Below are 10,673 nucleotides of genomic sequence, written 5' to 3'. Positions count from 1 at the left end.
TGGGAAAAAATTAGATAAAAGTCTCCCGGGTTCATTGTTTGCAGCGCTCAAACCTACAATATCTGATCCATCAAACTTGATACTTTCATCATTAGTTATTTTTCGCGTGTAAGCTGTGCTATTTGTGGTTACCTTACCGGCAAAATTTGAATACTGAAATCCACCCTGTATATACATTCCACTATTTTCAGCATTTAAAAGAGACGCACATACAAAGAGAGAGAGAGAGAGAGAGAGAAGTTGCCGCTGTTCTTTTGAAAGTCATGTAGAGTTCCTTTTTATGAGATTTAGGGTAAGTCATGATAGTTAAAGTTGTCTAATTTGTATTTTACCTTGTAAAGTTGGAATTTTTATGACTATAATTTTGCTTATTGTTCATTTAAGTTTTTAGGAGTATCGATGGTTTTAGATATGCGATTTTTCTTGATGTGGCTAGCTCCTGTGCTAGTGGTGTTTTTCAACATTAATGCCCAAACACAATACGGGCATTTTTATGCAGGCAAGGTTGCTTTTTATAGTTTTTTTCTTACATTTTTGATCTACTGGGGACTTTCTTTCATCAAACAACGCACTGTGTTACAAGCACTTAAAAATATTGTGCTAACAATCACCTTGACTTTCGCTTTTAGTGAGTTTTTTGCATCGTATTATTTCAACATGGCGTTGACTGAATCGCTTGTCAATACTATCCTTTCAAGTCACTGGACGGAAATCCGTGATTTTTTTACCTCTCAATTCATTCCGCATATTCTATTGTTTTTGATAGTCATAGCAGTGTGTGTAGGACTTGCATCGTTGCGCTTTCAAGTAGTGCTTAAATCTAGGGGTGTTAAAACGATCTTTGCAGTGTTACTTCTAGTCCATGCATTGCATGCTTACAAGGGGTATTATTCTTCAGATAAAGATATGCGTCTTTTTTACCGGTTTTTATCCACACAGGTGATTCCCTCTGTCAAAGAGATCACTCTAGTTGCATTTAATGCTAAAGAACATGGCCAAATTCAAGCAATATATGACCAACTCAAACGGCCTCTAGCTAAGGATTATGTTCATGTTGATCCAGACACCCCACCTAATGTAGTTCTTATTGTAGGTGAGAGCGCATCGCGCTCTTTTATGGGAGTTTATGGCTACGGCGTGCCCAACACGCCATTTTTCAGTCAGTTAATTAATGGGGGGGGGGGGGGTCATTTCTTTCTCTTTAACAATGTAATTGCTCCGTTTGCCTACACCCTACCCGTCTTCCAAGTTCTTCTAAATTATTCTAATGTAGAGAACAGCAAAACTCCATGGTATCTTACAGAGAGCATTGGCAAGATCCTTAAAGTCGCCGGTTACACCACTTTTTGGTTGGATAATCAAGAAAGTTCTTATCATACCAACGCTTTTTCACTTCTTGCTCATTCTTTCGATCATGTTTATTGGACCAACTCTAATTATGAGTATCAAGATCAAGTTCTTATTGATACTTATAAAAGCAAGATTGAGTCCAATTTGGGGGCTAAAAACTTTATTTTATTCCACCTCATAGGTAACCATTGGATTTATAAAGATCACTTCACTCCAGATTTTGCCAAATTCACCCCAAAAGGCCTTCATTATAAAGGTTTACAAGTGCAGAATATGGAAGATAGACAAATTGTAGCTGATTATGTTAACTCAATCTATTACACCGACCACATTTTAAAAGAGATTTTTGACTTTTTTAAGGATAAAAACGCCCTCATTTTGTATCTCTCTGATCATGGGCAGGACATGTTTAGAAGTGGACATACTTATGCGCATAAGTGTTCTAATTATGCCGTTGAAATCCCTTTTATAGTTTATGTTACAGATAAATTCAAGCAGAAGTATCCCGATAAAGTCAAAGCTATTGCTCAAGCAGCGGATAAGCCTTTTATGACAGACGATTTGCTCCATAGTTTGCTACCCCTTATGGGCATTCATACTAAAGACAATATCGAATTTAAAAATCTTTTTAGCACCAGCTTTGACATGAAGAGAAAACGAGTGTTTTGTAAAAGTCATGTTTATGAGCCCTAGTTGCTATATTGTGCAAAGAGCGATTTAGGATGTGTTCCTAGTTAGTGCTTTTGTTTTAAAAACTAACAAAACTTGGTGTGTATTACCATAGCTAGTGCATACTTGTTGCTCATGGATTATGTTCTCTTCAATTATTGTATTGTGGTGTAGGTGCTCACTTGTCTTTATGTTTTATACCCTCATTTGATCCTCCTAGAACACTTCATAATCCATACAACGCTACAATCCTTTAAAAGGTTTGTCTATACTCGGTCAACGATTTCAGAAGCGTTTCTTATGTATTTTTTTACCTTAAAAGCATAGGGGGGTGTGGGGGTCTCCCCCACAGATGGTTTTTTTCTAAGTGATATATCGTTTGAAACGCAAACTTTTCTTAAGAGTTTTTGATTCACGCATGCGTAAGATTTGTAAAATATTTGTAAATATATTTGTACGGCCGTTTTTTTTGTGTTTTTAGCCCCGTACTATGCGAGGTTGGTTTCGCCTAGAAATTTTTTATCCACAACATTTACTGGTATTTCGCCAACATTTACTGGCTTTATCGCCAACATTTACTGGCTTTATCGCCAACATTTACTGGAATTTTTACAACAAGTATCTTTAATGATGTGTTTATGTTAAAATAGCGTATCAATATTCTCAAAAAGGCGCAAAATGCGTACAGACTATGATGCTACAGACCAGCTAGAACAGCAGATAAGAGGGATGAACAAGATTTTGGAAGATCCGACTATTCGTTTTGGGATCAAGGAGCTTATCAAAAAAGAGAAGGAAAAAGCTCTTAAGGAATTGCTTCTACTTTATGATAGTCAAACAACAAAGCAGCTTACGGAGTCTTTGTCTCCTCTTGACTCGCAACAAGAAAATTCACAACAATTTCCTAAAAGAATTTTACAAGAATCCTCAGTTCAAAAACAGGTTCAAGAAACCTTAGTCTCTAATACGCAAGGATTTTTACAAGAACAACAAGCTACAGAAAAGAAAGAAGTGCTTGCGGTCCACAAACTTCCATCCACTTTAGCTAAAGATTTGACCATTTCTAATCCCGGGCAGGTGGTGTTGCACAATGATATCTATAAGGTTAATTTGGGCAAACTGGGTGCATGGGAGAGCAACCTCCTTTTTAGTATTTTTAACAAGCTCAAAGATCATGGGGATACTTTGGTGCTCTTCAACCCTCAAGAAATTAAAAAACTCATCGGTAATCTTGACATTGGCAACAGGGATTTAGTTAGGATCACAAAGATGCTTTGGAACAAGATTAAAGCAGCCAATTTCTGGGTACTATTGCCCAGACGCGATGAAAATCATATGTTATTTAGAACTTTTGCTATCAATTACCATGACGATCAAAAGACACACATTAAAGACATAGAAGTACGCGTCAATCACCCGTATTTTACTTATCTTCTCAATGGTTTACAGGCTAATTTTACTGCCTTCCAACTCCAAACTTTCATATCCCTAAGAAGTAAGTATGCCAAGACTTTGTATCGACTCTTAGTGCGCTTTGAGGATATTAAAAACAAAGTGGGTATGTGCGAGGTGCATACTTACACCCACGACTTTGAAGGCTTCAAAGAGTTCATGGGTATTCCAGAAAACATGCGCATAGATATGGTCGAAGAACGCGTTTTAAAACCTGCCTGCAAAGAACTTGCCCCAGAGGAATATAATCATGAAAACCCCGATCGCACTCTCCCTTACGAATCCATCCGTTACGAAAAGCAAAAGAAAGGAAGGGGGGGTAAAATTGTGGGTATTACCTTCTACTTTGTGCCCCACCCCCACTTAAGCATGCAGAAAACTATATTCAAAAGACAAACTCAAAACCGCATTCAAGACACTTTAAACCAACAACAAAAAGAAGAAGCTCAACAAGTTAGAGAACAGAGAGAGGCCCAGTTAGGATTTTATAACAAAGCGGAACGCATAGCTTTAAACAGTTTCTGCGGTTTGAGTGGTTCGCTCTATATTAAAAATCCAGAACATATCTTTCAAAATGTTAAACTAATCAAGATACTCACGCGACAAGGCAATAACCCCTCCATCGTGTGCTTATTCCAACTCACTCCAACACACCCTAATGATCGCATCTATGCGAGCTATTGCACAGAACACTTAGAGCGATTCAAGGCTAAGGGGTCGGATTATTTCACACACATTTTTAAAGACCATGAGGATCTTATTGCAAATTTTGTCAAGAATGCGCATTAGGCAAATATTATGAGGGAATTGAGAGGTTTAAGAGGTGTGGTATTTGCAGGTAAATTTCATCATTTGGTGGAATGTGTGAAATACATTAGAAGAGAGGAAGAAACTGATAAAAAACCAAACATAGATATGCATTTGAAATATGTAAAAATATCTACAAAACAGGACATAAAGAAAAAGGATAGTGCAACTAAGAATTGTTAACGACACACAAAAGGTGGGGGTTTAGAAATATTTATCAAGGGTAATGAGACTTATGGGGCTAGAATCGCTGTGTTTGATTTTGAGTGGTTTGTGGGGTGCTAGATTGTCATTTTTACCACTTTTTTCTTTAGATAATGCTCAAAAGCAAAAAATTTAGTTAAAATACCGTCTCTCTTGAAATTCAACAAAAAAAGGGTTTGTATGTTCTTAAGAAGGACTATGGCTTGTAGTGTGTGTGTGTGTCAAACCTAAGTGCTGAAGAGAACGGGGCGTTTGTAGAGGGGGGTTTTCAGTATTCTAACTTCACGGGAGCTCAAACAAACTCTGCTGTGGCTTATTCTTACTGCGATAACTATAACGGTGGTGCATGTCAGGGGACAGGAACAGTCTCTGTTCCTGCTTCCACTACTAAAATTCCTTTCACTGGCAATCTCTTTGGGGCGGATATTCAGTTTGGATACAAACAATTCTTTGGCAATAAAAAAACGCTTTGGCTTGCGTTACTATGGTTTTTTTAGCGGTCAAGGCGGACCTGGATCATACAAGTACGCTACAGCTTACGATAATAATGATAACCCTACTGCTTGGACTTACATTAAGCAACCTTCTGCCAATTTATTTTACGGTGTGGGGATAGACGCACTCTTTAACTTTTATGAAAAGAACGAGCACACTTTTGGGGTCTTTGCAGGTGTGATGATTGGGGGGAGTAGCTGGTTAGAGGGCAAAAGCTACTATAATGGAACATGTCAATGGCAACAACAAAATCAAGACACTGGTAGCCCAATAGGTCCATGTCAAACCTTAAACCAATATTACTCTGATTCTGCAAAACAAGCTAATCTGCCAGGCAAGGGAGGCAAAGCGACCTTTAGCCCTACTTATGTGCAATTCATTGTTAACATTGGCTTTAGAACAAACTTTACCAAGCATCAAGGCTTTGAGCTTGGTGTGCGCATCCCTACCATCAACGATCCTTACTACACAGTGCGTAACACCCTAGGAAATGGGAATGGTTGGACGGGTAATGGGAATTTAGGTGATAAAATGACCATTGTCTTTAGACGTACAGTGGCCATTTATGCCAACTATGTGTACAATTTCTAAGGCGACGAGCAAAACACAAAAATCTTAGTTCTACTTGACACAGGCTCCGCAGGGCAAACTGGTCATGATGAGCCTGTGCATGATACCCTAATGACGACTGGTTAGTTAACTTTGAAGGTTGGAGGGGATAAAAGTGGGCATAGAATGCTCAGAATCTTCTCCAAGCGTGATTTAGGGTGGGGAATTGGAGTTTGGATTAAGTTGCGCTGTATGAGCTTTCTAGGGGGCATGACGGATGAAATTATCTCTGTAGTGTTGTCCTATCTAAAGACTATTTTACTGGTTCGTCTTAATATCCATTCAACTAAACTCTAAACAAATTTCTTTGCTGAATATTTCTACAGCCTTAGTTCCTTATCAAAAGCAATATATCAGTTTGCTCTCTGAAAATGACACTTATGTTTACCTGTCGATCGTTTATACCGCAGGCAATTGCGTAGGTTACTTGAGCAAAGAATACAATTTTTGGAAGCAGATTATGCAAAATTACCTATGGCCTGGAGTTGTTATCTAATCTTAATGATTCATTCACCTAAGATAACCCGTTTTTGTTCTTAATCTAATCCAGACCATGTACACACCTAGCCTAGATAACTATGCTAACCCCAAATATTGCACTGGTGATCATCTCTATGTAGGTTGGCTCAGGGCTGATCTAGGGTTTTCCAACGCCTAGAACACACATGAGAGAGAATACTTATTTCTGTGGGCGCAGTAGGACCTAGTTCCTTAGCTAGTAAGACTCAAAACTTTTCAGGATTGGCTTAGCCAATTGCGTAATGAGTTCATCTTTGAATTTAATGCAATGAATCCAGAGTCTCTTGACTTGTCTCTAGCTTAGCCTTTGTGTTCTATAGGTTCTTTAGAGTGGCTTCTAGCGTGACTTGTGTCTTGAGTGGTTTAGTTATGCCAGAATGCCTTTTTAAAAGGATGTCCATGCCATCACAAAAACCAAGTTTCCAAGAATACGCTAAAAAACTCCAAAAAGTGCGTGCCGAATGTAAAGAGAGACTGAAAAACCCTGAAATCTTGGCGGTTTATCAACGATTGGCGCAAAAGTAGGTGTTTTATCTCGATCTGCGAACTGCGGTTGAAATCCATGATGAAATCCTAGAGATCACACAAGGGCTGAGGGGTTACAATCGCACAAGTCTTGGGTATTTGCAGAGTGCTTTAAACAATATTCAAAACGACATTTATTATCCCACTTTTGAATCTAAATTGGCGCATCTTGTCTTTTCTTGTATGAAGTTCCACCCTTTGACAAGCCTATTGGCGCAGATTGTGAAAAATTTTTTAAGCCCTTAGTGTTAGATATAGCCACAGACAAAATCAATAAAAAACAGCTAGAGATAATCCTTGCAGAGTATTTACAAAAGCTAGATTAGCTCTAGATAAAGCCCAAAAAACAACAAAAGCATGCCTTGGTGTGGTATTATCTTGTGTCTTGCTAGGGTTTTTAGGTTTTAAGTCATTCATAAACCCCCTTGTTTTAAGCTCTTTTGCCATTTAGAATGGCTTCTAGTATGCTTAGAAAACATTCTTACCAATATTAAATCCCCCTCCCCCTTGCCTTGTTGGCTTGCTAAAGATTTTTTTAAGTCTGTCTTTAGCTGTGTGGTTATGGCAATTTGCTCGTTTAATTGCGTTTGTGTGTTTGTCAGCTCTGTTCGTGATTTATCTTGCTCTCTTTGTAAATCATCTTTTTGTGTTTGCAAGCTCTCTATTTGGCTTTTAAGTTCTGTAATCTTAGTTTTCTGCACATTGTTCTCCAAGCGTAGATCGGTGTTTCTAAACTTGGTGTTCTCCTCCTCAAGAGTTTTAATCTTTTTACCATTCTTTTCTAGCTCCGTTGTAAGCCTCAAGTTTCTACCCTTGTAGTATTGGGTATCCCCTTTGGCTGTCTCTAGCATTTGCCCATATGCATCGCTGTTTTTAAACTCCTCAGCTAATTTGCCAATACCATTCTCTAGCCCTCTTATCCCCTCTAACAAGGCTTTGTGATCCCACTCACTAGCTTTTTCTATTGTGGCAAGAATGGGCTTGAGTTCTTTATTGAGGCTTTTTTCAATTTCATTGATGTGTTGTTTTAAAAACCTATCTCGTCTATCTTTGGCGATGCTCTCAAAGTATTCTGGACTCATTGCATCTTTAACCATACACCAGTTTCCGTGAATTTTAAGAGGTCTTTATTACCGCATAAGGTAGGAGAACATGGACATTGAACTAGACTTTGAAAGGGTGAAGCAAAAGTTAGAGCCTAGCGGGGAAATCTTACCAGCGGGAGCTGTATTGACCTACAACAAGGCGACAGATACATGGGGGGTTAGAACTTCTAAGCCTCTTAGCGTAGGGCAATTACAGAGCGCGCATATTCTTTTGCAGAATGCGCAGATTGGAGAGCTTAAGCGAAATTTGGTGCTCAAAATAGATGCCAAGACGCAAGAGTCTTTGAAGCGCGGGTTTAGCAGTGCGGCACTGGGCAGTTTGCATGCCTACGATCTGCGCCTAGAAGATCAGCTCAATCTAAGTGGTGCACTTCAAGCAGGGTTAGATACGCCCATTAGATGCAAAGGACAAGATGAGGCCTTTAAAAGCTACAAAATGCACACAAGAGCGCAACTAGAAGAGGTGTTTAGTGCGGGGATGGCACACAAGGCCAAAGTGCTTAACTTCTTTGGGGCGCAAAAGGCGCAAGTTGAGACACTGAGCGACTACCCCAGTCTTAAAGCATTTCAAATACAAGACTTCAAGGACTAACATGACCAAAACACACCAAAACATCAACCGTATTGTCATTCATTGTAGCGACACCCCAGAGGGACGCCCTCATGACAAATGGGACATTGATAGATGGCACAAAGAAAGAGGCTTTGATCAGATTGGCTACCACTATGTGATCTTGCTAGATGGAAGCATTGAAAAAGGCAGACAAGAGCATGAAGTGGGCGCGCATGTTAGAGGACACAATAGCGGGAGTTTGGGCATTTGCTACATTGGAGGCAAGGATGCCAAAACCCTTAAGCCCAAAGACACGCGCACCCCTGAACAAGTTGAGGCTCTTAAAAAGCTCTGTGTTGAGCTTGCCAAAAAATACCCTTCAGCCACCTTTTGCGGGCATAGGGATTTAGACAAGGGCAAAGAGTGCCCCTGTTTTGATGTCAAAAGCTTCATTAAAGAAAGCGGGATTGCCTGATGAAAGAGGTCAAACCCCCATGCGCGCAGGTGTCCATGCGCAAATTAGATCGCATGGTCTCTATTGGCTTTTTGCTCATTTTGCTCAATGCTTTGCAGACGGGCTCTTTGGGCTTTTTAGTCTATGAAATTGGCAAAACAGAGGAGCGATTAGACCGTAGTTTAGTAAAAGTGCAGGTTTTAGAGCAGAAGTTAGATAGTTTGCAAGGAAAAATTAGACGGCACTTTGAGAATGACTAAGCAGGATTTTCTTATTTTGGGCGTGGAGTTTCGCGCTATCTTGCCCTATATCTTAGTGCTCTTTGTAGGCTTTTGTGTGGGCTGGTTGTTTGTGCTCAAGTCTATCAAAGATGAGGCCTTGAGCGGGCTAGGAGATAGGATTAGATATGTGATTTGGGGGGTGGGCTCATCTATGATGACTACTTGGGTGAGTTTTGAGTTCATTGATTACTATTTGCACTTGCCCTTAGGCCTAGCCACTGCCATTAGTGGTGGCGTGGGTTATATGGGGGCTGAAGTGGTAGGAGAAGTGGGTTTAAAGCTCATCCGTAAGAAACTAGGCATTAGCAAAGAGGAGGAGAAAGGTGATAAGTAGCGCCATACTTTTAAGGAAACCCCCGCAAAAACGGGGGAATACCTCACGCTATCGCTTGAATTTCAAGACGAACTTAAGCCCTAGAAAAGAGAACTTAAGGCAAAATGCGCGCAAGGGATTTTTGCCATGCCTTTTCATGGCAAACCTCCTGAAGCTGGCTTACCCCCCTGCAAGCACAGAGGGGCTCTTTCATTCTATCTTAAAATCTTTTTTTCACCCCTTAAGGCGTGTTGGTGTTTGATCTGCGCGCGCTCCTCTTGGCTCTGCTCTTTTTACTAGGCGTTGGGGCGTTGGGGGGCAGTGTATGGCTTGGGCATAAGCTCATCATTGAAAGAGAGACCTGCAAAATGGGCCTAGAAGCGCAAAATAAGGCCATCTTAGAGCAAAATATCGATGTGAACAACTATGTAACCCGCCTGCAAGAGCAAAAGGACGCGGTTACAAAGAGGTATGAACATGTGCGCGCTCAAGATAGCACTTGCGAGCACGAATTAAAGGCGATTAAAAGAAGTTTAGATGTGTTTGGGGGGAGGCATTAATGTTTGCTTCAAGTTTGAAAGGATACAATGACTCCTGTGGTAGGGCCCGCCTAAGCGGGCTAACCTTAAATAAGGTTAATATAGCGGCGTGGGTATTAAGACCGCTAAGACCACAAGAATCATCAAGACTTTCATGGCTTCTCTCCTTTCTAGGAGGTCGCCCGCTACTCTCCTTGACCCTGAAGCGCAAAAAAGCACCATACTCCAAATACCCAAAGAAGAAATGCCATGGTATCCGGTGCCATTATAGCTTTTTTCTCTTGTGCTCTCTTTTGTTTGGTGGCTGTGTGCGTGTCTATAAACCCGTCTACATTCCTACTAAGTGCCAAATCCCCAAATTAGAGCGACCCGCGCTAGCTAGCCCCATCATTTCTGAAAACATCAAAGCCCTATTAATCTATGCAGAGCTTTTAGAAAAAGATTTAGCCTTTTGTCGTGAAGGCAATCTTAACAAAAAAGGAGAAAATTAAGATGGCACAGAGCAAGTATGGGATCAATATAGAGTTTAAAAACCTAGCCCCCGCCCCGGTCAAAATTGGCAATTCTAAGCCCATTGCCATTATTGGAGATGACACTAAGATTGAGGGTATTCATGTGGCCAACAATCTTGAGAGTGCGCTCAAATTGGTCGAAGATGGCTCAATCAAAGAGACCTTAAAGGACTTTGAGGCTACTGGCATTGAAAGCCAGTTTGTTCTAAGCGCATTCCACAAAGACACCGATGAGGCGGCCAATAAGCAAGCGGTTTTAGACGGGGTGAATGCCCTTAAAAAGGT

At 40.4% G+C, this 10,673-nt stretch carries 12 protein-coding genes and 1 pseudogene; 11 read left to right on the top strand and 2 right to left on the bottom strand.

What is annotated here, in order from left to right:
- The first annotated feature begins 399 nt into the window (after positions 1-399).
- The 4 genes from C6H00_RS00070 to C6H00_RS08920 all read left to right on the top strand — a co-directional run bounded on the left by C6H00_RS00070 (position 400) and on the right by C6H00_RS08920 (position 6,630).
- The gene (locus tag C6H00_RS00070) at positions 400-2,043 is read left to right on the top strand and encodes a phosphoethanolamine transferase (RefSeq protein WP_104749033.1); all 1,644 of its coding nucleotides are present in this window, start codon (positions 400-402) and stop codon (positions 2,041-2,043) included.
- Positions 2,044-2,697: 654 nt separating this feature from the next.
- Complete coding sequence (locus tag C6H00_RS00065) at positions 2,698-4,260, top strand: replication initiation protein (RefSeq protein ID WP_104749032.1); 1,563 nt, start codon at positions 2,698-2,700, stop codon at positions 4,258-4,260.
- A 636-nt stretch (positions 4,261-4,896) separates the two neighbouring features.
- Positions 4,897-5,568 carry an outer membrane protein gene (locus C6H00_RS00055; RefSeq protein ID WP_233704322.1) on the top strand — a complete coding sequence of 224 codons (672 nt, stop codon included), beginning with the start codon at positions 4,897-4,899 and terminating at the stop codon, positions 5,566-5,568.
- Positions 5,569-6,504: 936 nt separating this feature from the next.
- The gene (locus C6H00_RS08920; RefSeq protein WP_267891962.1) at positions 6,505-6,630 is read left to right on the top strand and encodes a hypothetical protein; all 126 of its coding nucleotides are present in this window, start codon (positions 6,505-6,507) and stop codon (positions 6,628-6,630) included.
- A 270-nt stretch (positions 6,631-6,900) separates the two neighbouring features.
- Here the strand turns inward: C6H00_RS08920 and C6H00_RS08460 are convergent, their stop codons facing one another.
- Together C6H00_RS08460 and C6H00_RS00045 are read right to left on the bottom strand one after the other, a co-directional pair.
- Positions 6,901-7,047 (bottom strand): hypothetical protein, encoded by a 147-nt coding sequence (locus C6H00_RS08460; RefSeq protein WP_158655690.1) that lies wholly within the window; start codon positions 7,045-7,047, stop codon positions 6,901-6,903.
- Positions 7,044-7,727, bottom strand: a complete 684-nt coding sequence (locus C6H00_RS00045; RefSeq protein ID WP_158655688.1) for a hypothetical protein — start codon at positions 7,725-7,727, stop codon at positions 7,044-7,046. The genes C6H00_RS08460 and C6H00_RS00045 overlap by 4 nt, the downstream gene beginning before the upstream one ends.
- A 55-nt stretch (positions 7,728-7,782) precedes the next feature.
- On the opposite strand from C6H00_RS00045, the gene C6H00_RS00040 reads away from it, so the two are divergent.
- The 7 genes and pseudogenes from C6H00_RS00040 to C6H00_RS00005 all read left to right on the top strand — a co-directional run.
- On the top strand, positions 7,783-8,328 hold the full coding sequence (locus C6H00_RS00040; protein WP_104749029.1) for a DUF4376 domain-containing protein: 546 nt from the start codon (positions 7,783-7,785) through the stop codon (positions 8,326-8,328).
- 1 nt (position 8,329) lies between these two features.
- Positions 8,330-8,764, top strand: a complete 435-nt coding sequence (locus C6H00_RS00035; RefSeq protein ID WP_104749028.1) for an N-acetylmuramoyl-L-alanine amidase — start codon at positions 8,330-8,332, stop codon at positions 8,762-8,764.
- A complete protein-coding gene (locus C6H00_RS00030; protein WP_104749027.1) occupies positions 8,764-9,003 on the top strand; it encodes a hypothetical protein in 240 nt (79 codons plus the stop codon). Before C6H00_RS00035 ends, C6H00_RS00030 begins: the two co-directional genes overlap by 1 nt.
- The gene (locus C6H00_RS00025; protein WP_104749026.1) at positions 8,996-9,358 is read left to right on the top strand and encodes a holin; all 363 of its coding nucleotides are present in this window, start codon (positions 8,996-8,998) and stop codon (positions 9,356-9,358) included. Before C6H00_RS00030 ends, C6H00_RS00025 begins: the two co-directional genes overlap by 8 nt.
- Before the next feature lie 233 nt (positions 9,359-9,591).
- A complete protein-coding gene (locus C6H00_RS00015; protein ID WP_104749024.1) occupies positions 9,592-9,897 on the top strand; it encodes a hypothetical protein in 306 nt (101 codons plus the stop codon).
- Positions 9,898-10,184: 287 nt separating this feature from the next.
- Positions 10,185-10,367, top strand: a complete 183-nt coding sequence (locus C6H00_RS00010) for a hypothetical protein (protein WP_324728113.1) — start codon at positions 10,185-10,187, stop codon at positions 10,365-10,367.
- A 1-nt stretch (position 10,368) separates the two neighbouring features.
- Positions 10,369-10,673, top strand: a pseudogene (locus C6H00_RS00005) (phage tail protein); the annotation flags it as partial.

The organism is Helicobacter cynogastricus, assembly GCF_900197855.1.
GTDB classification, from domain to species: Bacteria; Campylobacterota; Campylobacteria; order Campylobacterales; family Helicobacteraceae; genus Helicobacter; species Helicobacter cynogastricus.
Note: the sequence above shows the minus strand (reverse complement) of the source record. Positions and strands in the feature narration are given on the sequence as shown.

What these genes read in the sequence shown, in the direction of transcription:
- C6H00_RS00070 (WP_104749033.1), top strand. Translation starts at nt 400, where the DNA reads ATGGTTTTAGATATGCGATTTTTCTTGATGTGGCTAGCTCCTGTGCTA.
- C6H00_RS00065 (WP_104749032.1), top strand. Translation starts at nt 2,698, where the DNA reads ATGCGTACAGACTATGATGCTACAGACCAGCTAGAACAGCAGATAAGA.
- C6H00_RS08920 (WP_267891962.1), top strand. Translation starts at nt 6,505, where the DNA reads ATGCCATCACAAAAACCAAGTTTCCAAGAATACGCTAAAAAACTCCAA.
- C6H00_RS08460 (WP_158655690.1), bottom strand. Translation starts at nt 7,047, where the DNA reads ATGAATGACTTAAAACCTAAAAACCCTAGCAAGACACAAGATAATACC.
- C6H00_RS00045 (WP_158655688.1), bottom strand. Translation starts at nt 7,727, where the DNA reads ATGGTTAAAGATGCAATGAGTCCAGAATACTTTGAGAGCATCGCCAAA.
- C6H00_RS00040 (WP_104749029.1), top strand. Translation starts at nt 7,783, where the DNA reads ATGGACATTGAACTAGACTTTGAAAGGGTGAAGCAAAAGTTAGAGCCT.
- C6H00_RS00035 (WP_104749028.1), top strand. Translation starts at nt 8,330, where the DNA reads ATGACCAAAACACACCAAAACATCAACCGTATTGTCATTCATTGTAGC.
- C6H00_RS00030 (WP_104749027.1), top strand. Translation starts at nt 8,764, where the DNA reads ATGAAAGAGGTCAAACCCCCATGCGCGCAGGTGTCCATGCGCAAATTA.
- C6H00_RS00025 (WP_104749026.1), top strand. Translation starts at nt 8,996, where the DNA reads ATGACTAAGCAGGATTTTCTTATTTTGGGCGTGGAGTTTCGCGCTATC.